Here is a 22,646-nt window from a genome sequence, read left to right on the forward strand (position 1 = left end):
TGTGACGCCTGTGGACGTCTGAGGCACGCCGATACTTTTATCGGCGTGGCCCGTTCAGGACAGCAGGCTGTCGAGCGCGGCCCGGGGTTCCCGCCGCAGATCCCTGCGGCCCTTCCTGCGCCAGTGGACGTGACCGCGCCGCTCCAGCCAGAGCATCAGCCGGTCGGCGCCGACCAGCACCACGGCCGCGGACACGAGGGCGATGACGAGCTCCATGCCCCCACTCAAGGCAGACCCCGCCGCCCCGCCGCCACCGACACCCCGCCTCCCGACCCGATCGGACCCCTACCCTGACCCACCGATGACCGTCCACACCCTTCCGACGCCCCGCAACACCACGCGCCCCTCTGATGCTCCCCGCATCCTTTCAGCGCTCCGCACCCCGTCCGGCACTCCCCTACGCCGTCCGCGCCCTTCCGGTGCTGCGCTACGGGAGAATACGGGCATGGCTGAACAGAGCATCTGGATGCAGAAGGTCGCCGCCGACCCCGGTCACTCCACGTGGTACATCGAGCGCTTCCGCACCATGGCCCGCGCCGGCGAGGACCTGGCCGGGGAGGCCCGCCTCGTGGACGCGATGGTGCCGCGCGGAGCCCGCATCCTCGATGCCGGCTGCGGAACCGGCCGGATCGCCGGCGCGCTCGCCGAGGCCGGTCACGACGTGGTCGGCGTCGACGTCGACCCGGCTCTGATCGAGGCCGCCGAGCAGGACTACCCGGGCCCGCGCTACCTGGTGGGCGACCTGGCCGAGCTGGACCTTCCCGCCCGGGGCATCACCGAGCCGTTCGACGTGATCGTCTGCGCCGGGAACGTGATGACGTTCCTCGCCCCCAGCACCCGGCACGAGGTGCTGAAGCGTTTCCGCGCGCACCTCGCGCCGGAGGGCCGGGCCGCGGTCGGCTTCGGCGCCGGCCGCGGCTACGAGTTCGACGAGTTCCTGGCCGACGCGGCGGCCGCCGGGCTCGAACCCGACCTGCTGCTGTCGACCTGGGACCTGCGCCCGTTCAGGGACGACTCGGACTTCCTGGTCGCCCTGCTGCGCCCCGCCTGACGCGCCCTACTGCGCGGACTTGGCGATGACCGTGCCCTCGGCGGTGCGCAGGTGGCCCTCGCCGGTGTAGATCCACTTGGTGGAGGTCAGCTCGGGCAGCCCCATCGGCCCGCGCGCGTGCAGCTTCTGGGTGGAGATGCCGATCTCGGCGCCGAACCCGAACTCGCCGCCGTCGGTGAACCGGGTCGAGGCGTTGACCGCCACCGCCGCCGAGTCGACCAGCGACACGAACCGCCGGGCGGCCTGCTGGGAGCGGGTGACGATGGCGTCGGTGTGGCCGGAGCCGTACCGCCGGATGTGGGCCACGGCGTCGTCCAGCGAGTCGACGACGGCGGCGGCGAGGTCGAGCGAGAGGTACTCGTCGGTGAGGTCGGCCTCCGTCACCGGGACGACGTCGCCGTAGCGGGCGATGCGCTCGTCGCCGTGGACGGTCACCCCCGCCGCCTTCAGCGCCTCCAGCGCCTTGGGTACGAACGCGTCGGCCGCGTCGGCGTGGACCAGGAGCGTCTCGGCGGCGTTGCACACCGAAGGCCGCTGCGTCTTGGCGTTGACCAGGATCTCCAGGGCCAGGTCGAGGTCGGCCCCGGCGTCGACGTACACGTGGCAGTTGCCGGTGCCGGTCTCGATGACGGGCACCGTGGACTCCTCCACCACGGAGTTGATCAGCGAGGCGCCGCCGCGCGGGATGAGCACGTCGACCAGCCCGCGGGCGCGCATGAGCTGCTTGGCCGAGTCGCGGGTGAGCCCCGGGACGAGCTGCACGGCCCCGGACGGCACCTCGGTGGCGGCCAGCGCCTCCTGCATCACCCTGACCAGGGCGGTGTTGGAGTTGTAGGCGCTGGAGGAGCCGCGCAGCAGCACCCCGTTGCCGCTCTTGAGGCAGAGCGCCGCGGCGTCGACGGTGACGTTGGGGCGGCCTTCGTAGATGATGCCGATGACGCCGAGCGGCACCCTCACCTGGCGCAGCTCCAGCCCGTTGGGCAGGGTGGAGCCGCGGACCACCTCGCCCACCGGGTCGGGCAGGTCGGCCACCTCGCGCACGGCCTCGGCGATGGCCTTCACCCGGCCCTCGTCGAGCCGCAGCCGGTCGATCATGGCTTCGGCGGTGCCCTGCGCCCTGGCCTGCTCGACGTCCTTGGCGTTGGCCTCGACGATCTCGGCGGCGTGCGCGACCAGAGCATCGGCGATGGCGCGCAGGGCGCGGTCCTTGGGCGCCCGCGGCAGCGGGGCCAGCTCGGCGGCGGCCTCTCGTGCCGCGTGGGCGACCTTCAGGAACTCTTCGGACATCGCGTATCTCCTCGGCGCGGTCAGTTGTGGGACTCCAGTATGACGATGTCGTCGCGGTGGATCAGCTCGCGTTCATATTCCGGACCGAGCTCGGTGGCCAGGTCACGGGTGGAGCGCCCGAGCAGGCCGGGGATCTCCCCCGCGTCGAAGTTGACCAGCCCGCGCGCCACCACCCGGCCGCGCGGCCCGCACAGGTCGACCGGGTCGCCGGCGGCGAACTCGCCCTCCACCGAGGTCACGCCGGCCGGCAGCAGCGACTTGCGCCGCGTGACGACGGCCTCGACCGCCCCGGCGTCGAGGTGGAGCCGGCCGCGCCCGGTGGTGGCGTGGGCGAGCCAGAGCAGGCGCGTGCCGGGGTGGCGGCCCTGCGGGTGGAAGAAGGTGCCGACGTCGTCTCCGGCCAGCGCGTGCGCGGCGTGGGCGGCGGCGGTCAGCACGACCGGCACGCCCGCGCCGGTGGCGATCCGCGCCGCCTGCACCTTGGTGATCATGCCGCCGGTGCCGACGGCGCCGCCCTTGCCGAGCTGGACGCCGGCCAGGTCCTCGGGGCCGCGGATCTCCGCCAGCCGCCGCGCCCCGGGCCTGCTGGGCGGCCCGTCGTAGAGCGCGTCCACGTCGGACAGCAGCACCAGCGCGTCGGCCCGGATGAGGTGGCTGACCAGCGCGGCCAGCCGGTCGTTGTCGCCGAAGCGGATCTCGTCGGTGGCGACGGTGTCGTTCTCGTTGACGACGGGCACGATGCCGAGTTCCAGCAGCCGGTCGAGGGTGCGCTGGGCGTTGGCGTGGTGGGTGCGCCGCATCATGTCGTCGGCGGTGAGCAGCACCTGGCCGACGCGGAGCCCGTAGCGGGCGAAAGAAGACGTGTAGCGGGCGACCAGCACGCCCTGCCCGACGGACGCCGCCGCCTGCTGCGTGGCCAGGTCGCGCGGTCGTGCGGGCAGCCCCAGGGGGCCCAGGCCCGCCGCGATGGCGCCCGAGGACACCAGCACGAGCTGGGTGCCTGCCCGGCGGCGCGCGGCCAGCACGTCCACGAGCGCGTCGACCCTGTCGACGTCGATCATTCCCTGGGGGGTCGTCAGCGACGACGAGCCGATCTTGACGACGACCCTCGACGCTGCCCCGATCTGTTCCCGCACGACCAAACCCTATCCGAGCATGGCAAACGGTCAGCCCAGCCGGTTGTCGGTTCCGCGCGGCCCCTGGCGGAGCGCCTCCTCGCCGAGCGTCGGATGCCAGTCGAAGACGTAGCCGCCCTCCATCGGCCCGATCACCACCTCGGCCCCGGCGGTGGCCCCGGCCTTGGCCAGCGCGTCCTCGACGCCGAGCCGCTCCAGCCGGTCGGCCAGGTATCCGACGGCCTCGTCGTTGCTGAAGTCGGTCTGCCTGATCCACCGCTCCGGCTTCTCGCCGGTCACCTGGAACAGGTTGTCGTTGACCTTGCGCACCTTGAACCCGGCCTCGCCGAGCTGCTTGGGCCTGATGACGAGCCTGGTCGGCTCCTCGATGGGCCTGACGGCCCGGGCCGCCGCCACCCACTCGCCCATCGCGTACGTGAGCTCACGCAGCCCCTCACGGGTCGCCGCGGACACGGTGAACACCCGCAGCCCGCGCTCCTCGAAGGAGGATCGTACGAGGTCGGCCAGGTCACGGGCGTCGGGCACGTCGGCCTTGTTGAGCACGACCATGCGCGGACGGCCCTCCAGCTTGCCGTAGGCGTCGAGCTCCGCCTCGATCACCTCGTAGTCGGTGACGGGGTCGCGGCCCGGCTCCATGGTGGCGCAGTCGATGACGTGCACGAGCATGTCGCACCGCTCGACGTGGCGCAGGAACTCGTGGCCGAGCCCCTTGCCCTGGGACGCGCCGGGGATCAGGCCGGGCACGTCGGCCACGGTGAACACGGTGTCGCCCGCGGTGACGACGCCCAGGTTGGGGATGAGCGTGGTGAACGGGTAGTCGGCGATCTTCGGCTTGGCCGCGCTGATCGCGGCGATCAGCGACGACTTGCCCGCGCTGGGGAAGCCGACCAGCGCCACGTCGGCGACGCTCTTCAGCTCCAGCATGACGTCCAGCGCCTCACCCGGCTCGCCGAGCAGCGCGAAGCCGGGCGCCTTCCGCCTGGCGCTGGCCAGCGCCGCGTTGCCGAGCCCGCCCTGGCCGCCCTTGGCGATCACGTAGCGGGTGCCGGCGCCGACGAGGTCGATGAGCACCTCACCGGTCGCGGCGTCCTTGACCACGGTGCCGTTCGGCACGGGCAGCACCACGTCGGCCCCCTTGGCGCCGTCGCGGTGGGAGCCCTGGCCCTGCCGGCCGTTCTCGGCCTTGCGGTGCGGGCGGCGGTGGTAGTCGAGCAGCGTGGCGGTGTTGGGGTCCACTTCGAGGATGACGTCCCCGCCGCGCCCGCCGTCGCCGCCGTCGGGGCCGCCGAGCGGCTTGAACTTCTCCCGGTGGATGGAGGCGCAGCCGTTCCCCCCGTCACCGGCCCTGACATGCAGGATCACCTGGTCCACGAAGTCTGGCATGCGGTCCTTCTCCTCCACGGGCCCGCGCACGGGCCCCCTCTGCACCCCAGCCCGGCTGGGGTCGGAAAAACGCACAAGGGGCGGATCGGCAGGCGATCCACCCCTTGTGTCAACCCGTTCCGACGGAGATTTACTCCGCGACGGGGACGATGCTCACGGCCCGGCGACCGCGCTTGGTGCCGAACTGGACGTGACCGGCGGTCAGCGCGAACAGCGTGTCGTCGCCGCCGCGGCCGACGTTGTCACCCGGGTGGAAGTGGGTGCCGCGCTGGCGGACGATGATCTCACCGGCGTTGACCAGCTGGCCGCCGAACCGCTTGACGCCCAGGCGCTGTGCATTCGAGTCGCGGCCGTTGCGGGTGGACGCCGCGCCCTTCTTGTGTGCCATCTGTCAATCTCCCGATCAGGCCTGGTCGATACCGGTGATCTTGACCTGGGTGTACCGCTGGCGGTGGCCCAGGCGCCGCTTGTAACCGGTCTTGCTCTTGTACTTCAGGATGTTGAGCTTCGGGCCCTTGATCTCGCCGAGAATCTCGGCGCTGACCGTGTAACGGCCCGCCTCCGTGGTGACGTCGCCGTCGTTGACGACGAGCACCGTCGGCAGCGAAACCGAAGAGCCGACCTCGCCGGCGACCTTGTCCACCTCGAGGACGTCACCGACGGAGACCTTCTGCTGCCTGCCGCCGCAACGAACGATCGCGTACACCGCGGAACCCTTCTACTGACTAGCTGTTGTCGATGCACCGGCCACCCCTGGCGGGACGGCCGCTGACTCCGAATGCTGCGCCCGGCATCCGGCTCATCCAGAACCGACGAACCGAGGGGCGCGCCAACAGGGCACGCCACCTGACGCACCGGTCCACTAGATTACCGGAAGACCGGCGTCCCTGGCGAACCGGACGACCCATCGGATCGCCGCCGAGCGGTCACTCTGCGGACTTGGCTCGGCGGGAACGTCGCCGCCCCCTGCCGGAAGACTGACCGGCCTGATCGTCCTCATGCGGGACATCGTCAAGCGCACCGGTCACCGTATCACGATTCGAGGAGTCCTTCGCCGCCGAGACCTTGTCCGCCAGCTTGTCGCTGACCGCCTTCTCGACCGCCATCTTGCCCTGCGTGCCCCGCGGCTCCTGCCGGCTGTCGACCGGCTCGGTGGAGACGATCAGGCCGCGCCCGTTGCAGCACTCGCACGGCGTCGAGAAGGCCTCCAGCAGGCCCTGGCCGACCCGCTTACGGGTCATCTGCACCAGGCCCAGCGAGGTCACCTCGGCCACCTGGTGCTTGGTCCGGTCGCGGGCCAGGCACTCCAGCATGCGCCGCAGCACCAGGTCGCGGTTGGACTCCAGCACCATGTCGATGAAGTCGATGACGATGATGCCGCCGATGTCGCGCAGCCGCAGCTGGCGCACGATCTCCTCGGCCGCCTCCAGGTTGTTGCGGGTGACGGTCTCTTCCAGGTTGCCGCCCTGGCCGGTGAACTTGCCGGTGTTGACGTCGACGACGGTCATCGCCTCGGTCCGGTCGATCACCAGCGAGCCGCCGCTCGGCAGCCACACCTTGCGCTCCAGCGCCTTGGCGAGCTGCTCGTCGATCCGGTACGACTCGAACACGTCGCCCTGGTCGCCGTCCCACTTCGTCAGCCGCTCGGCCAGGTGCGGCGCGACGTACTTGACGTAGTCCTCGACGGTGTTCCAGGCCTCCTCGCCCTGCACGACCAGCGAGCTGAAGTCCTCGTTGAAGACGTCGCGCACCACCCGGATCGTCAGGTCGGGCTCGGCCGACAGCAGCTCGGGCGGGCTGGCCGACTTGGCCTTCTTCTTGATGCTCTCCCACTGCGCCGACAGGCGGGCCACGTCGCGGGCCAGCTCCTCCTCCGAGGCGCCCTCCGCGGCCGTACGCACGATCACACCGGCGTTCTCCGGCATGACCTTCTTCAGGATGCTCTTGAGCCGGGAGCGCTCCTTGTCGGGCAGCTTGCGGCTGATGCCCGTCATCGACCCGTCCGGCACGTACACCAGATAGCGGCCGGGCAGGCTGATCTGCGACGTCAGCCGGGCGCCCTTGTGGCCGATCGGGTCCTTGGTGACCTGCACCAGCACCGACTGGCCGGACTTCAGCGCCGACTCGATCCGCTTGGGCTGGCCCTCCAGGCCCGCGGTGTCGAAGTTCACCTCGCCCGCGTACAGCACGGCGTTGCGGCCCTTGCCGATGTCGACGAACGCCGCCTCCATCGACGGCAGCACGTTCTGCACCTTGCCGAGGTAGACGTTGCCGACGTAGGACTGGCTGGCCTCGCGGTTCACGTAGTGCTCGACGAGGACGCCGTCCTCCAGCACCGCGATCTGCGTGCGGTCGCCCTGGCGGCGCACCACCATCATCCGGTCGACGGACTCGCGGCGGGCCAGGAACTCCGACTCGGTGATGATCGGCGGGCGCCTGCGGCCCAGCTCGCGGCCCTCGCGCCGGCGCTGCTTCTTGGCCTCCAGGCGGGTGGAGCCGCGCACGCTCTGCACGCCGTCCGACGAGACGTCCTGGGCGGCGGCCCGGCCGGAGCGGGGCGCGCGGATGCGCACGACGGTGTTCGGCGGGTCGTCGGGCGTCGGCTCGGCCGTGTCGTCGTCGTCCCCGCCGCGCCGGCGGCGCCTGCGGCGGCGGCGCGAGCTGGAGCCGCTCTCCTCCTGCTGCTCCTCGGCCTGCTGCTCCTCCGTCTCTCCGTCGTCGTCGTCGGAGTCGTCGTGGTCGTCGGACTCGTCGCGCTCACGGGACTTGCCGCGCCCGCGCCCGCCGCGCCTGCGGCGGCGGCGCCGGCTGCCGGTCCCCTCCTGCTCGTCGGAGCTGTCGGTGTCGTGCTCGTCCTCGCCGGACTCCGCGACGACCTCCTCGTCCGCGGCGGCCTCCGGCTCGGGTTCCGGCTCCGGCTCCGGCTCGACCGGCCGTACGGGCTGCGCCTTCGTCGGGTCGGGCGCCTGGAACAGCGGCGCGAAGATGGGCGCCGGGCGCTGGAACACGGCGCCGCCGGATTCGTCGTCGCGGCGGGCGTTCAGGCCGAACGGGTCGGCCAGCAGGTTGACCTTGAAGTCGTCCTCGTCGAGGTCCTCCCCGGCGGGCTCGTCGTCGAGCGGCTCGTCCTCGGGCAGCACCTCGATGATCTCGTCCTGTTCGTCGGCCTCGGCCACCTCGTCCGCTTCGGCCTCCGCCGGGGTCTCCGCCCCCGTAACAGCGGCTGCCGCGGTGTCGTCGGCGTCCGCACGGGCCGCCTCCGCCAGACCGGCGTCCGTACGATCGACGTCCACTCGACCAGCGTCCGCCTGACCCGCGTCGGCGCGGACCGCGTCCGTCTGACCGGCGTCCGCCTCCGGCTGACCGGTGTCGGCGGGGGCGGTGGCTGTCGCGGCGGGCTGGGCCTCTTCGGTAGTCTGCGCGGGCTCGGCCTTCTTGCGGGTCCGGCGCCGGGTGGTGGTGGCTTCCCGTCCGTTGGCGGAGGGCTCGGCGGCGGGCTCCGTTTCGGCGGCGGGGGCCGAGGTGGTGGTGGCGGTGGCCGCGATAGGCGCTCCCGCCGCCTCAAGGGTGTCTGAGACGGCCTCGTGGCCGGTGGCCGCTTCCGGGGTCTCGGGGACTCCGGAAACGCCGCTCTCCGCCTTCTCAGCGACTTTCTTGCGGCTGCGGGCCGTGGTGGTGGCCGCCGAGCGGGTCCGCGGGGCGCGCTTCGGCTTGGCCTCTTCGACCTCGGTCGCCGCCTCCTCCGCCGGAGCCGCGGCGGCGATGATCTCCTCGGGCTCGCCGGCCTCGCGCTGCACGGCCGCCGTGGTCAACGGCCGGGCCTCCGTCACCGACGGAGGGGCCTGGGCGGCCGGGACGGTCACGGGCGCGGCCGGCGTCTCGTCCGGAATCTCCGGCGGCGGACCCGCCGGGCGCCTGGCCGCTCCGCGGCGCCGGGCCGTCTGAATCTGTTCTGTTGTCTCCCCGTCAGGGCCGTTGGCCCCGGCGTTGGGCTCGTTCTCGTCGAGCATGCGGGCGCTCTCCCGTCAGCCCCCGGGCGCGTCGCCGCGCCGCGCAGGGGCTCTCGTGTCTCGTTGTCCGCCACACCCGGGGGCGTGGCGCCAAGTCCTGTCAGCCGGTCGCACCCAGCAGGGCGCTCCCCATTAACCGGCGACGTGCTCACCCGCCGGTCCCGCCTCGCCGCCGCGCGTGATGTCGCGGTCCAGGTCGAGCGGGTCGGCAAGCGCACCGGTGCTGGCGTCGAGCGGCCCCTGCGCCAGCCTGGTCACCTCGGGGGGAACCGGCGGCGCGAAGTCGGCCACAAGGCGCAGCCCTGTGAGCACATCGTCGGGTCGAACGGCAGGCGTCATGTGCCGAACAACCATGCGCAGTATGACACACGACTGTCCGGGCACCTGAGCTGCAGTTCTGCCTGTTCCCTCCAGCACCGTGAGCCTCAGCACCGCCTCGCGCGCGTCGAAGCGGCGCGGCCCCTTCTTGGTGAGGCGCTCGACTTCCACGTGCCCGGCCGCGAGGAACTTCTGCACCGCCGTATCGGCGTGCTCGCGGTCGGCACCGGGCAGCCGCACCTCCCACTCGGAGACCTCCAGGCGGTCGGCCAGCGCGCCGGGACCCGCCACGACCACGTCGAGCACGTCCAGGCCCGGCGGCAGCGACCCGTCCAGGTCGATCCTGACGTGCTGAGGATCGCACGGCGTCGTGACGCCGATCTCGAGGTATTCGGCTTCGCTGGCGACGCCGGTCGGCGCCGCGCCCGCGTAGGAGATCTTCGGATGTGGTGAGAAGCCCGCGCTGTATGCCACCGGGATGCCGGCACGACGTACCGCGCGCTCGACGGCCCGCGAGATGTCGCGATGGCTGGTGAAGCGCAGGCGTCCGCGCTTGGCGTAGCGCACGCGCAGGCGCTGCACCGTGGGCGCGGGCGGTGGCCCGTCGGGAACAGGTTTCAGAGCCTTGTCGTCCTTCCCTTGTAAGAGTTTCTTCTCACAGGATATGCCGCCCTGGCACCCGCACGTACAGGATCATGTACGGCGAGACACCGCCCGCGCGCCGGACGCCTCGTCAGACGACGGTGAGAGGAAGGAGTTTCCGGCCCGTCGGCCCGATCTGGATCTCGGTGCCCATGGTGGGGCAGACGCCGCAGTCGTAGCACGGAGTCCAGCGGCAGTCTTCGACCTCGGCGCCCGAGATGGCGTCCTGCCAGTCCTGCCAGAGCCACTCGCGGTCGAGCCCGGCGTCGAGGTGGTCCCACGGCAGGACCTCGTTCTCCTCGCGCTCGCGCGTGGTGTACCAGTCGACGTCGACGCCGCACCGCTCGGCGGCGGCCATCCACCGCTCGAAGGAGAAGTGCTCGCTCCAGCCGTCGAAACGGCCGCCGTCCTCCCAGACGGCCCGGATGACGGCGCCGACCCGGCGGTCGCCGCGTGACAGCAGGCCCTCCACGATGGACGGCTTGCCGTCATGGTAGCGGTAGCCGATGGCCCGGCCGTACTCCTTGTCGCCGCGCAGCGCGTCGCGCAGCATCTTGAGCCGCCGGTCGACGGTCTCGTGGTCGGCCTGGGCGGCCCACTGGAACGGGGTGTGCGGCTTGGGCACGAAGCCGCCGATGGAGACCGTGCAGCGGATGTCGCGCGACCCGGTGGCCTCGCGGCCCGCCTTGATGACCTTCTTGGCCAGGTCGGCGATGCCGAGCACGTCCTCGTCGGTCTCGGTGGGCAGCCCGCACATGAAGTAGAGCTTGACCTGCCGCCACCCCTGCGAGTAGGCGGCGGTGACGGTGCGGACCAGGTCTTCCTCGGTGACCATCTTGTTGATCACCTTGCGCATGCGCTCGGAGCCGCCCTCCGGCGCGAAGGTGAGGCCGGAGCGCCGCCCGTTGCGGGAGAACTCGTTGGCCAGGTCGATGTTGAAGGCGTCGACCCGCGTCGAAGGCAGCGACAGCGAGGTGTTGGTGCCCTCGTAGCGGTCGGCCAGGCCCTTGGCCAGGTCGCCGATCTCGCTGTGGTCGGCGGACGACAGCGACAGCAGCCCGACCTCACTGAAGCCGGACTCCTTGACGCCGTGATCCACCATCGCGCCGATGGTGGTGATCGACCGCTCCCGCACCGGACGGGTGATCATGCCCGCCTGGCAGAACCGGCAGCCGCGCGTGCAGCCGCGGAAGATCTCCACGCTGAACCGCTCGTGGACCGTCTCGGCCAGCGGCACCAGCGGCTTCTTCGGGTACGGCCACTCGTCGAGGTCCATGACGGTGTGCTTGTGGACGCGCCACGGCACGTCGGGACGGTTGGGCGCGACCCGCTTGATCCGGCCGTCGGGGTGGTACTCGACGTCGTAGAACTTGGGCACGTAGACGCCGCCGGACTCGGCCAGCCGCATCAGCAGCTCGTCGCGCCCGCCGGGCCTGCCCTCCTCCTTCCACTCGCGGATCACCTCGGTGATGGCGATGGCGATCTGCTCGCCGTCGCCCAGCACGGCCGCGTCGAGGAAGTCGGCGATCGGCTCGGGGTTGAAGGCCGCGTGGCCACCCGCCAGCACGATCGGGTCGTCGTCGCCACGCTCGGCCGCGACCAGCGGAATCCCCGCCAGGTCGAGCGCGGTCAGCATGTTGGTGTAGCCGAGCTCGGTGGAGAAGGAGATGCCGAACACGTCGAACGCGCGCACCGGCCGGTGGGCGTCGACGGTGAACTGCGGCACCCCCTCGGCCCGCATGAGCGCCTCCAGGTCGGGCCAGACGGCGTAGGTACGCTCGGCCAGGGTCCCGGGCAGCTCGTTGAGGATCTCGTACAGGATCGCCACGCCCTGGTTGGGCAGGCCGATCTCGTAGGCGTCGGGGTACATCAGCGCCCAGCGCACGTCGGCGGAGTCCCACTCCTTGACCGTCGAGTTGAGCTCACCCCCGACGTACTGGATCGGCTTCTGCACCTTGGGCAGCAGCGGTTCCAGGCGGTGGAAAATCGACTCGACAGGCATGACACCCAGCGTAGCCGCGTCCGGCCGCTCAGCCGAACGCACTGCGCCGTACGTGGATGGACTGCAGCAGCCCGACCCCGATGAGGTTGGCGAAGGTGGCGGTGCCGCCGTAGGAGACGAACGGCAGCGGCAGGCCGGTGATGGGCATGATGCCGATCGTCATGCCGACGTTGACGAACATCTGGAAGGCGAACCAGCACACGATCGTGCCCGCCATCAGCGTGCCGAACCTGTCTTCGCAGTGCCGCGCGATCCACAGCCCGCGCAGCAGCACCAGGCCGAGCAGCGCCACGACGGTGACCGAGCCGAGGAAGCCGAACTCCTCCCCCGCCACGGTGAAGATGAAGTCGGTGTGCTGCTCGGGCACGAACCTGCCGGTGGTCTGCCCGCCGCCGAGCAGCCCCTTGCCGAACAGCTGCCCCGACCCGATCGCGATGAGCGACTGGGTGCTGTTGTAGCCGACGCCGCGCGGGTCGACGCTCGGGTCGACGAACGCGGTGAACCGCGCCACCTGGTACGGCTCCAGCACGTCGAAGAAGAAGACGCAGAAGATCCCGACGGCCCCGGCCAGCGTGAACAGGGCGATCAGCCGTTTGCGCACCCCGGCGATGATCAGCGCCGAGGCCGTGATGGCCGCCAGCACGAGCGCGGTGCCGAGGTCGGGCTGGAACATCACCAGCCCGAGCGTGATCCCGGCGGCAACCAGCGCCAGCAGCACGTCCAGCCCGCGCGGCCGGTCGGTGCCGTCCACCGGCTGCGCCAGCAGCATGGCCGTGATCAGCACCAGGCCGACCTTGGCGAACTCCGACGGCTGCACCGCGAACCCGCCGCCGAGCAGGATCCACGAGTGGGACCCGTTGATGGTGGCGCCCAGCGGGCTCAGCACGAGCCCCAGCCCGACGAGCGAGACCAGGTACACCAGCGGCGCGTACGCCCGCACCGCCCGGTAGTCGACCATGGCGATGGTGAGGCAGAGCGCCACCCCGATCACCAGGTTGAGCGAGTGCTTCCACAGCAGCCCGGTGGAGCCGGGCGCCCACGTCCGGGTGGACGACCAGACCAGCAGCGAGCCGATGACGAGCAGCGCGGCGACGGCGACGAGCATCACCGCGTCCATCCGCCACACGGCCGACTCCGGCCCGAACGCCCGGCGGATGAGCGAGCGCCGCCCGGCCGTCAGCGCGCCGCCGGTCATCCCGGGACCACCGTCCCGTCGGGCCGGAAGATCGGCAGCTTCGACACCGGCTTGCCGCCGGGCACCGCCGCGCGCCGGCCGAAGCCGTAGATGCCCTCGTAGATCTCACGGGCGGTGGGCGCGGCGGTCTCCGCGCCGAACCCGCCCTGGGAGACCATCACGACCACGACGAACCGCGGGTTGCGGGTGGGCGCGAACGAGGCGAACCAGGAGGTGTCCTTCTTTCCCCACACCTCCGCCGTGCCCGTCTTGCCGCCGATCTCCACCTTGTCCATCGGGAAGCCGGCGAAGGCCCCGGCCGCGGTGCCGTCGGAGGGGACCTGGCTGAGCGCGTTCTTGATGTAGCGCCGCTCCTTCTCCGTTACGGGCAGCTTGCCCACCACGGGCACCGGGATGGTCTTGACCACCTCGCCGTCCGGCCGCACCAGCGCCCAGCCGACCCGGGGGCTGCGCACCTTCCCGTCGCTGACGAGCGCCGCGTACGCACGAGCCAGCTGCAGCGGCGTCACCAGCACGTCGCCCTGGCCGATGCTGAAGTTGGCCGAGTCGCCGGGCCGCAGGATGTAGCCCTCCTGGCAGTTCTCGTGCGCCAGCCGCTTGAGGAACGACGCCCGGGCCGCGTCCTTGACCTCGGGGTAGCCGGTCTGCGCCCGCTTGCAGTTCTCGCCGCTGGTCAGCGCCCAGGTCTCCTTCTTCCAGCGGCGGTCGGGGATGCGCCCGGGCGACTCGCCCGGCAGGTCGACCCCGGTGGGCGAGCCGAACCCGAAGCCCCGGGCGGTGTTCGCGAACACCTCTTTCACGTTCTTCTTCGGCGTCCGCCCGCCGTCCTTCAGGTACTGCTCGTACGCGGCCTTGTAGAAGATCGTGTCGCACGACTTCACCAGCGCGGTGTGCAGGCTGAGCGTGCCGAGCCCGATGCCGCGGAAGCCGTTGAAGGCGCGGTTGCCGATCATGACCGAGCCGGGGCAGCTGTAGGTGCCGTTCAGCGGGTAACCGGCCCGCAGCATCGAGGCCACGGACGACACCTTGAACGTCGAGCCCGGCGCGAACTGCCCGTTGATCACCCGTGACGTCAGCGGCTTGCCGGACTTCTCCGACAGCAGGTGACGGTAGGTGCGTTCGGAGATGCCGCCCGCCCACACCGACGGGTCGTACCCCGGCGCGCTGGACATCGCGAGCACCCGCGAGGTGCGCGCGTCGAGCACCACCGCGGCGCCCCCGTCAGCGGCGGGCGTGCGCTTCATCGCCCGCTGCAGCGCCTGCTCGGTGACCCGCTGGATGCGCGCGTCGATGCTCGTCACCAGGTGGAGGCCGGGGACCGACGGCACCTCCTTCTCCACCCCGAGCGGCTTGCCCATCCGGTCGACCTGCACCCTGCGGGTGCCCGGCTTGCCGCGCAGCTCCTCGTCGTAGACGTACTCCAGGCCGTCGCGCCCCGCCAGGTCGACGCCCGAGAACGCGGCCTTGAGCCCGACCCGCTTCTCCAGCTCGGCCTCGGTCACCGGCGACAGATAGCCCAGCATCTGCGCCCCGGCCTCCTTGAGCGGATACTCCCGGATGGCCTGGACCTCCGCCGTCACCGCGGGGAACTTCTCCTGCTGCTCCAGGATCTGCAGCGCCTCGCGGGTCTCGACCTTCTCCTCCAGCGGCACGGGCTGGTACGGGGAGCCGGTCCAGCACGGCTTGGGCACGCCGGGACCGCACGGCGTGATCCGCTTCTGCAGCTGCGCGACCGGGCGGCTGAGCACCGACGACAGCTTGCCCAGCACCTTGACGCCCTCGTCGCGCATCCGGACCAGTCTCGTACGGTCGACCGAGACCACCAGCCTGGCCTTGTTCCGCACCAGCGGGCGGCCCGAGGAGTCGAAGATCTGCCCGCGCACCGCGGGCACGATGACGGTCCTGGTGCGGGTCTCGGTCGCCCGATTGACGAACTCGGGCCCGCGTACGACCTGCACCTGCCAGAGCCGCACGGCGAGCGCCGCGATCATCATCAGCACCAGCACCTGCACCACGAGCAGCCGGGTCCGCATCCGGTTCACAGCGCGTACCTCTCCCGCGTCCCCCTGGAGACCAGCCAGACCACCACGGGGGCGACCACGAGCGTGCACACCACCGTCACCGGCACCTGCTGGGTGAGCGTGGCGGCCGTCACTCGCGGATCGGACAGCAGCCCGCTCACGGCCGCCGCCAGCAGCGGCGCGAGCAGCACACACACCACGACGGTGACGGCCCGGCCGCCCACGCCCCGGCCCGCCAGGTAGCCCACCAGCGCGAACACGAACGCGTACAGGCCCGCCACGTGCGCCGTCGGCGGCGCCAGGTCGACGAGCAGCCCGGCCCCGAACCCGAGCATCGCCCCGGCGGCCGGCCCGCGCGTCAGCGCCGCCCCGACGACCGCCAGCAGGACCAGGTCGGGCGCTCCCCCGGCGGGCAGCGGCAACCGGTTCACCAGCATGAACTGCACCAGCAGCGCCGCCAGCACGGCCACGACCGCGGTCATCTCGTCCCCTCCCTGCGCGGCAGCACGGCGTTCCTCGGGTCGCGCGCGGGCGGCCGCACCACCACGCCGACCACGTCCAGCGCGGTCAGGTCCGCGAACGGCCGGGCGTAGGCGGTCCGGGTCAGGTCGCCCGACGCCGGCTCGACCTGCTCGACGATCCCGATCGGCACGCCCGGCACGTACGGCGCGCCGTTGCGGGAGCCGAAGCTGACCAGGCGCGTGCCCCGCGTCACCGGCACCGAGGCGTCGAGCAGCTGGAAGCGCAGCAGCCGGCCGTGCTCGCCCACGCCGTGGACCACGCCGATCTCCCTGCCCTCCTCCATCCGGGCGCCGGCCGCCGAGCCGGGATCGCTCAGCAGCAGCACGGTGGACGTGCGCGGGCCCGCGTGCACGACCCGGCCGACCAGCCCGTCGCCGTTGAGCACCGTCATCTCGGCGCGCACCCCGTCGTCGGTGCCGGCGTCGACCTCGACCACCTCTTCGAACCCCGGCTGGCCGCGCCGGGCGACCACGTTGGCCGGCACCACCTTGTAGCCGCCTAGCGAGGCCAGCCCGAGCATCCGCTTCAGCTCCGCGGAGCGCTTGGCGTCGACCTTGCTGGCCGCCAGGTCGGAGCGGAGGCGGGCGTTCTCGGCACGCAGCCGGGCGATGTCGCGCTGGGCTCCGGGGGCACTGGCCACGGCGTCGACGAACCCCGTCACCGGCCGGATCACCGCCGCCCCCGCCTGCTCGGCCGTACCGAACACCCACGAGCCGGCCGCGCGCAGCGGCCGCAGCGGCGAGTCCTGCCCCGTCCGGTGGTCGACGGTCAGGATGACCAGCGCCGCGGTCAGCAGGATGCCCAGGATGAGTCGTGCCCGGCGAGAGTCCCTCATCAGCGTCGCGACTCCGGAACGAGAACCTGCTGCAGCGCCTCGAAGTCCTCCACGCACCGCCCGGAGCCGAGGGCCACCGAGTCGAGCGCGTTCTCCACCAGATGGACGGGCATGCCCGTCTCCTGCCTCAGCCGTTCGTCCAGCCCCTTGAGCAGCGCGCCGCCGCCGGTGAGCGCGAGCCCCCGGTCCATCAGGTCGCCGGACAGCTCCGGCGGGCACAGGTCGAGCGTGGACCGGACCGCGTCGGAGATGGCGTTGACCGGCTCCTCGATCGCCTTGCGGATCTCCTCGGCGGAGACGATGATCGTCTTCGGCATGCCGCTGACCAGGTCACGGCCGCGCACCTCGGCGTGCGCCTCCTCGCCGTCGGCCCAGGCCGAGCCGACCGTCATCTTGATCTCCTCGGCGGTGCGCTCGCCCAGCATGAGCGAGAACTCCTTCTTCACGTACGTGATCACCGCCTGGTCGAGCTCGTCACCGCCGACCCTGATGGACTTGCTGGTGACCACGCCGCCCATCGAGATGATCGCCACCTCGGTGGTGCCGCCGCCGATGTCGACCACCATGTTGCCGGTGGGTTCGTGCACCGGCAGGCCGGCCCCGATCGCCGCCGCCATCGGCTCCTGGACGATGTAGACCTTGCGGGCGCCCGCCTGGTAGCCCGCCTCCTTGACGGCCCGCTGCTCGACGCTGGTGATGCCGCTGGGCACGGCGATGACGATGCGCGGTTTAGCGAGATAGCGGCGTCTCTGCGCCCGCTGGATGAAATAGCGCAACATGCGCTCGGTGACCTCGAAGTCGGCGATCACCCCGTCTTTGAGGGGGCGGACCGCGACGATGTTGCCGGGTGTGCGGCCGATCATGCGCTTGGCCTCGACACCCACGGCCACGACCTTCTCGGTGGCGGTGTTGATGGCCACGACCGAAGGCTCGTTGAGCACGATGCCGCGGCCGCGGACATACACCAGTGTGTTGGCGGTGCCGAGGTCGACCGCCATGTCACGGCCGAGAAAGGCGAGCTTGCTACCCATGGGGAACGGAGCCTTCCCGTGACGTTCGCATAGGACTACGGACTGAAGACCGAACCCAATGCCGTGGTGGCTACGGACTGAATTCGAATCGTAACGTCACGTACCCACCAGTCCGCGAACTGAGCCGGTGCGCCCCACAAAAATCTCAAGTCCCTCCGCCAACCGCGATTTTGCCCGGATTGCGCGCTACCATCCGCGCCCTCGGGTAGGCCCCGGAAACGCCGAGTGCCCGCGAGGCTCACAGCCTGCGGGCACTCGTGACGTGCGTGGACCTAGAAGCGGTCCGGGAAGAAGATCTTGATCTCCCGGGCAGCCGACTCCGGCGAGTCGGAGCCGTGCACGACGTTCTCGCCGATCTCCAGGGCGTGGTCGCCGCGGATGGTGCCGGGAGGCGACTTCACCGGGTCGGTGAGCCCCGCCAGCGAGCGGAAGGCCTCGACGGCGCGGTGGCCCTCGACCACCATCGCCACCAGCGGCCCGGAGGTGATGAACTCGACGAGCTCGCCGAAGAACGGCTTCTCGGAGTGCTCGGCGTAGTGCGCCTTGGCGGTCTCGGTGTCGAGGGTGCGCAGGTCCATCGCCACGACCTTGAGGCCCTTGCGCTCCACGCGGGCGATCACGTCACCGATCAGGCCGCGCTTGACTCCATCGGGCTTGATCAGGACAAGAGTGCGCTCGGACACTTGGAGTTCTCCTTCGAACAGGGGTCGCGGATGCGGGCTACGAACAGCGCTACGAACACGGCCTGGCCCGGGGTGCTCCGCCGCCAAGGCCACGTGAAGCTGCCGCCACAGCTTACCGCCCCGCGCCGGTCACCCTGTGTTCCAGCGAGTGTTCCGGCGAGCTCAGGCGCTCGCCTCAGGCGACTGCGCGGGCGGCGGCACGGGCGGCACGGCGCCGTTCTCGCTCGGCTCGGCGGCGGGCGGGCCGTCGGCCGCCGGGGTCCGGCGCGCCATGACCGACACCAGGACGATCACCGCCACCACCAGGAAACCCCCGGTCAGCGCCCACAGATGCAGCACCCCGACGTAGCTGTCCACGAACTCCTGCCGTGAGCTCTGGTCGAGCAGCGCCTTCTGCATCCCCGTACCGAGCAGATAGCCCGCCAGGACGCCGGGGAAGCAGAGCACCAGCCCCGACATCGCCGCCTCGGCCCGCACCTCCGAGAGCGCCGCCGTGAGCGCCACCGCCGCACCGGCCGCGAGCAGCGCGAACGGCACCACCAGCACCAGCCCGTCGGCCGACGGCACCAGCACCCGCACCGAGCAGAGCCCGGCGACCATGGACAGCAGCCCGAGCTGCGTCAGCCACTGCCCGGACGCGGACGACCGCCGCACCGCCACCGCCGCGGCCACCGCGAGGACGCCCGCGACGCAGAACGGGATCCACAGCCCCTTCAGCCCCGGCCCGCCCATGCCGCCCATCTCCACGTACGTCACCTGGGCGACGCTCGGCAGCAGCACGACGCCGACCGTCACCATCGTGTACGCGAGCGTACGGCTCCCGGCGGCGCCGGCGGAGGCCACCGCGATCAGCCCGATCACGGCGGCCGCGGCCAGCAGGATCATCAGCCCGGCACCCCAGTCCTGGCTCGCGGCGCCGACGGCGACCACCGCCACCACGGCGGCGGGAAGGACCGTGAGCAGGACGCGCCCCCCGGGTGGGAGACCCGGCTCGGACGTCCCGCCGCGCAGCAGCCAGAGCACGAAGTAGACCGCGGCCAGCGCCAGCGCGACGCCGCTGAGCAGCGGGTAGGGCTGCAGCGTGACGCGCCACTCCGTCGCCCCGGCCAGCGGCCAGAGCGCGAGCGCCTGAGCGCTCAGCATGCTCAGCGCCAGCACGCCCGCCCACAGCCCGCGCAGCCAGCGCGGCCGCTCCCAGGCGGCCACCAGCGTGGCGGGCACCAGCAGCCCGGCACCGACGCCGTGGGCGACGCGCAGCACGCCGACCACGAAGGCCGAGCCCGCGTAGCCGCCCGCGGCGTCGGCGGCGGCCAGCAGCGCCAGCCCCCCGACGAGCAGATGGGCGGCCTTGACCCGGCGCAGCGCCAGGACGGCCAGCGGCACGGTCAGCAGCATCGCGGGCAGGGCGAGCCCGTGGGCCCGCATGAGCGCGACCCTGTCGAGGTCGTCGGGGAGCAGCCCCGCGACCACCGACACGGTATTGGGGATCGCGACGATCGCCAGCGGCAGCGCCGCCACGATGAGCAGCCCGAGCACGGCGTCGAGCATCGGCGCTGATCCTGCGCGTTGCGGCGCGGCCTCCGGGGACCGCTGAATCGGGGGAACGGCCATGAGGCCCGACTTTAGCGGGAAGTCACGCCCTCGACACGGCGAGCGACGATAATCGCCGCGATCCACAGCGCCGCGAAGATCGCTCCCAGCACGAACATCGCCGTCACGAGGAACCCGACGCAGATCGCCAGCACCTGCGCCACGCTGCCGAGCACGTACCCGATCGGCCGCTTGAGCAGCGCGGTGGCGACCACGCAGAGCACGGCCACACCGATCCCGCCGGTCACCGCCAGCGCGGGCTCGACACCGCCCACGGTGATCGCCACCGGCGTGGCGAGCGCGACCACGATCGCCTCCATGCCGAGCACGCTCGCGCCCAGCCGCCGCATCCCGGGCGTCACCTCGAAATCGAGCAGGCCCATCAGGCGCCCTCCGCCTTCAGCAGGAACCGCGCGTCGCCCGCGGTCACCACCGACCCGGTGATCAGCACGCCGGTGCCGGCGAACTCGCCGTCCGCGTCGGCGATCGCGATGGCCTGGTCGATCGCGTCGTCCAGCCGCCCGGCGACGTGCACCCGCTCCTCGCCGAACACGGACGCCGCCAGCGCCCCCAGCTCCGCGGCCGGCAGCGATCGCGGCGACGAGTTACGGGTGACCACGACCTCCGCGAGCACCGGCTCCAGCAGGTCCAGCAGGCCCTCGACGTCCTTGTCGGCCATGACCGCGACGACGCCGACCAGCTTGGGGAAGTCGAACGCCTCGTGCACCGCCTCCAGCGTCGCCATCATGCCACCGGGGTTGTGGGCGGCGTCCAGCACCACCGTGGGGTTGCGCCGCACCACCTCCAGCCTCCCCGGCGAGGCCGCCTCCCCGAACGCCGCACGCACCAGCTCCACGTCGAGCGGCTCGTCGCCGCCGGTCAGCGCCTCGACCGCGGCCAGCGCGCAGGCGGCGTTGCTGGCCTGGTAGACGCCGTAGAGCGGCAGATAGACGTCCTCGTAGACGCCCTTGAGCCCGCGGAACGTGACCAGCTGCCCGCCGATCGCCACCTCGCGGCTCAGCACACCGAACTCCAGGCCCTCCCGCGCCACCACCGCGCCGACGTCGGCCGCCTTCCGCATCAGCACCTCGGCCGCCGCCAGCTCCTGCTGCGCGAACACCGCGGTGGAGCCCGGCTTGACGATGCCGGCCTTCTCCTGGGCGATGCTCGTCAGGTCGGGGCCGAGCCGGTCGGTGTGGTCGAGCGAGATCGGCGTCACCACGGCCACGTTCCCGTCGGCCACGTTCGTCGCGTCCCACGAGCCGCCCATGCCCGTCTCGACCACGGCCACGTCGACCGGGGTGTCGGCGAACGCCGCGAACGCCATCGCCGTCAGCAGCTCGAAGAACTGGATACGCCGCTCGCCCTGCGCGTCGGCCATCTCCACGAAGGGCGCGATCTCCTCATAGACCTGGGCGAACCGCTCCTCGCTCAGCGGCTCGCCGTCGACGACGATCCGCTCGCGCACCGACACCAGGTGCGGGCTGGTGAAACGGCCGACCCGCAGGTTGCGCTCCCGCAACAGGCTCTCGACCAGTCTCGCCGTGCTGGTCTTGCCGTTCGTGCCGGCGATGTGTATGACCTGGTACGCCCGCTGAGGCGAGCCGAGCAGATCCATTAGGGCCGCGATCCTGCCGAGCGTCGGCTCGAAATCCCACTCGACGCCCCGCTCCAGGATCGCGCGTTCTACCGCACGAAAGTCCACCCCTCAACCCTACTGACCACCACGACCCCTCCATCCCCCGGTGCCTTTCCCATCGCTGTGAGACACGCCTTCCTGAGTCCGCGGAAACGAGCCCGCACGTCCGCCTGATACGCCCGGACGCGCGAGCCGCCACGAGCGCCGGACATACAAAGACGCCGCGGACCCGCACTACTGCCGGACACACCCGGACGGCCCCGGACCAGCACCACTACCGACACACCTAGAGCCACGAGGTCGCACGGCCGCCGGATTCACCCGATGCCACCAGTCCGCGCGGCCGCCTGATATTCCGGATGCGCGGCGAAGAACGAGCGTGTGACGATCGCCCCATGCCTGTCGATCCGCAGTTGTTAGCGCTCTTCACCCTGACCACCGTCATCGCGATGATCACGCCGGGCCCCGACATGCTTTTCGTGCTGGGCTGCGGCATGCGCGGCGGCGCTCGCGCCGGTCTGCTCGCCACCGCCGGCGTGGCGGTGAGCGAGGCCGTGCACGTCGCCGTGGCCGCCGCCGGGCTGGCTGCCCTCTTCGCCGCCGCGCCATTCGCCTTCACGGTGGTACGAGTCATCGGCGCGGCCTACCTGATCTATTTGGGTGTGCAGACCATCGTGAACGCGCGAAAAGGCAAGAGCGACCTGCCCGTGGCCGGTGCCGGGATGCCGGGCAGGAAAGCGTTCCTGAGCGGTCTGCTGACCAATCTTCTGAATCCCAAGATGGTGACGTTCACCGTCGCGTTCCTGCCGCAGTTCATCGATCCACGGCTCGGCCAGGTCTGGCTGCAGTTCGTGATCCTGGGCGCGATCCTGATCGTGCTGGAGTTCGTCGTGGACGGCACGGTCGGCGTGCTGGCGGGCCGCATCGGGGGCTGGCTGCGGCGCAGTCACACCGTGCGCCGACGCATCGAGACGGCGACCGGCACCTTGTTCATCGGCCTGGGCGTCCGCCTGGCCGTCGACCGATGACGCCCTGGTGAAATAAGAAAGGGCCCGGGAGTGTCCACCCCAGAGCCCCAGAAACAAACAAGAAAGGGCCCCAGAGTAACAACCCCAGAACCCTCCAAAACAAACAAGCAAGGCCCCGAGACTACCGCCCCAGGACCCCACACAGGAAACAAGAAAGGGCCCCGACATGATCGTCGGAGCCCTTTCCCATATCAAAGATTGTCCGGCGGCGACCTACTCTCCCACACCCTCCCGAGTGCAGTACCATCGGCGCAGAGAAGCTTAACTTCCGGG

At 71.5% G+C, this 22,646-nt stretch carries 20 protein-coding genes; 2 read left to right on the forward strand and 18 right to left on the reverse strand.

Annotated elements, in window-relative coordinates; translation table 11 throughout:
- Positions 1-54: 54 nt before the first annotated feature.
- Positions 55-216, reverse strand: a complete 162-nt coding sequence (locus AB0J42_RS17520) for a hypothetical protein (RefSeq protein WP_364295175.1) — start codon at positions 214-216, stop codon at positions 55-57.
- Between the two features lie 229 nt (positions 217-445).
- Between AB0J42_RS17520 and AB0J42_RS17525 the strand changes: the two genes are divergently transcribed.
- On the forward strand, positions 446-1,051 hold the full coding sequence (locus tag AB0J42_RS17525) for a methyltransferase domain-containing protein (RefSeq protein ID WP_364295178.1): 606 nt from the start codon (positions 446-448) through the stop codon (positions 1,049-1,051).
- Between the two features lie 6 nt (positions 1,052-1,057).
- On the opposite strand, the gene AB0J42_RS17530 is transcribed toward AB0J42_RS17525, so the two are convergent.
- From AB0J42_RS17530 to AB0J42_RS17610, 17 genes are all read right to left on the reverse strand, one after another.
- Positions 1,058-2,338, reverse strand: a complete 1,281-nt coding sequence (locus AB0J42_RS17530) for a glutamate-5-semialdehyde dehydrogenase (RefSeq protein WP_364295181.1) — start codon at positions 2,336-2,338, stop codon at positions 1,058-1,060.
- A 20-nt stretch (positions 2,339-2,358) separates the two neighbouring features.
- The gene (proB, locus tag AB0J42_RS17535) at positions 2,359-3,474 is read right to left on the reverse strand and encodes a glutamate 5-kinase (protein WP_364295184.1); all 1,116 of its coding nucleotides are present in this window, start codon (positions 3,472-3,474) and stop codon (positions 2,359-2,361) included.
- Between the two features lie 30 nt (positions 3,475-3,504).
- Positions 3,505-4,857 (reverse strand): GTPase ObgE, encoded by a 1,353-nt coding sequence (obgE, locus tag AB0J42_RS17540; protein WP_364295187.1) that lies wholly within the window; start codon positions 4,855-4,857, stop codon positions 3,505-3,507.
- Positions 4,858-4,987: 130 nt separating this feature from the next.
- Positions 4,988-5,245, reverse strand: coding sequence for a 50S ribosomal protein L27 (rpmA, locus tag AB0J42_RS17545; RefSeq protein WP_364295190.1), 258 nt, complete (start codon positions 5,243-5,245; stop codon positions 4,988-4,990).
- Positions 5,246-5,260: 15 nt separating this feature from the next.
- Positions 5,261-5,563, reverse strand: coding sequence for a 50S ribosomal protein L21 (gene rplU / locus AB0J42_RS17550; protein WP_364295193.1), 303 nt, complete (start codon positions 5,561-5,563; stop codon positions 5,261-5,263).
- Between the two features lie 220 nt (positions 5,564-5,783).
- Positions 5,784-8,867, reverse strand: a complete 3,084-nt coding sequence (locus AB0J42_RS17555; protein ID WP_364295196.1) for an Rne/Rng family ribonuclease — start codon at positions 8,865-8,867, stop codon at positions 5,784-5,786.
- A 132-nt stretch (positions 8,868-8,999) separates the two neighbouring features.
- Positions 9,000-9,752, reverse strand: a complete 753-nt coding sequence (locus AB0J42_RS17560) for a TIGR03936 family radical SAM-associated protein (RefSeq protein ID WP_364295199.1) — start codon at positions 9,750-9,752, stop codon at positions 9,000-9,002.
- Between the two features lie 166 nt (positions 9,753-9,918).
- Entirely contained in the window at positions 9,919-11,829 is a 1,911-nt protein-coding gene (locus tag AB0J42_RS17565; protein WP_364295202.1) for a TIGR03960 family B12-binding radical SAM protein, read from the reverse strand.
- A gap of 28 nt (positions 11,830-11,857) precedes the next feature.
- Positions 11,858-13,024 (reverse strand): rod shape-determining protein RodA, encoded by a 1,167-nt coding sequence (gene rodA, locus AB0J42_RS17570; protein WP_364295205.1) that lies wholly within the window; start codon positions 13,022-13,024, stop codon positions 11,858-11,860.
- Complete coding sequence (gene mrdA / locus AB0J42_RS17575; RefSeq protein WP_364295250.1) at positions 13,021-15,057, reverse strand: penicillin-binding protein 2; 2,037 nt, start codon at positions 15,055-15,057, stop codon at positions 13,021-13,023. The genes rodA and mrdA overlap by 4 nt, the downstream gene beginning before the upstream one ends.
- 5 nt (positions 15,058-15,062) lie before the next feature.
- On the reverse strand, positions 15,063-15,527 hold the full coding sequence (gene mreD / locus AB0J42_RS17580; RefSeq protein ID WP_364295208.1) for a rod shape-determining protein MreD: 465 nt from the start codon (positions 15,525-15,527) through the stop codon (positions 15,063-15,065).
- Positions 15,524-16,402 (reverse strand): rod shape-determining protein MreC, encoded by an 879-nt coding sequence (mreC, locus tag AB0J42_RS17585; RefSeq protein ID WP_364295211.1) that lies wholly within the window; start codon positions 16,400-16,402, stop codon positions 15,524-15,526. Before mreC ends, mreD begins: the two co-directional genes overlap by 4 nt.
- The gene (locus AB0J42_RS17590) at positions 16,402-17,433 is read right to left on the reverse strand and encodes a rod shape-determining protein (RefSeq protein ID WP_364295214.1); all 1,032 of its coding nucleotides are present in this window, start codon (positions 17,431-17,433) and stop codon (positions 16,402-16,404) included. Before AB0J42_RS17590 ends, mreC begins: the two co-directional genes overlap by 1 nt.
- 272 nt (positions 17,434-17,705) lie before the next feature.
- A complete protein-coding gene (gene ndk / locus AB0J42_RS17595) occupies positions 17,706-18,116 on the reverse strand; it encodes a nucleoside-diphosphate kinase (RefSeq protein WP_364295217.1) in 411 nt (136 codons plus the stop codon).
- Positions 18,117-18,278: 162 nt separating this feature from the next.
- Positions 18,279-19,664, reverse strand: coding sequence for a hypothetical protein (locus tag AB0J42_RS17600; protein ID WP_364295220.1), 1,386 nt, complete (start codon positions 19,662-19,664; stop codon positions 18,279-18,281).
- A gap of 74 nt (positions 19,665-19,738) precedes the next feature.
- The gene (locus AB0J42_RS17605; protein WP_364295223.1) at positions 19,739-20,089 is read right to left on the reverse strand and encodes a DUF4233 domain-containing protein; all 351 of its coding nucleotides are present in this window, start codon (positions 20,087-20,089) and stop codon (positions 19,739-19,741) included.
- Complete coding sequence (locus AB0J42_RS17610; protein ID WP_364295226.1) at positions 20,089-21,411, reverse strand: folylpolyglutamate synthase/dihydrofolate synthase family protein; 1,323 nt, start codon at positions 21,409-21,411, stop codon at positions 20,089-20,091. Before AB0J42_RS17610 ends, AB0J42_RS17605 begins: the two co-directional genes overlap by 1 nt.
- A gap of 329 nt (positions 21,412-21,740) precedes the next feature.
- Between AB0J42_RS17610 and AB0J42_RS17615 the strand changes: the two genes are divergently transcribed.
- Positions 21,741-22,373 (forward strand): LysE family translocator, encoded by a 633-nt coding sequence (locus tag AB0J42_RS17615; RefSeq protein ID WP_364295229.1) that lies wholly within the window; start codon positions 21,741-21,743, stop codon positions 22,371-22,373.
- Positions 22,374-22,646 lie beyond the last annotated feature (273 nt).

The organism is Nonomuraea sp. NPDC049649 (assembly GCF_040675175.1).
Classification (GTDB): Bacteria; Actinomycetota; Actinomycetes; order Streptosporangiales; family Streptosporangiaceae; genus Nonomuraea.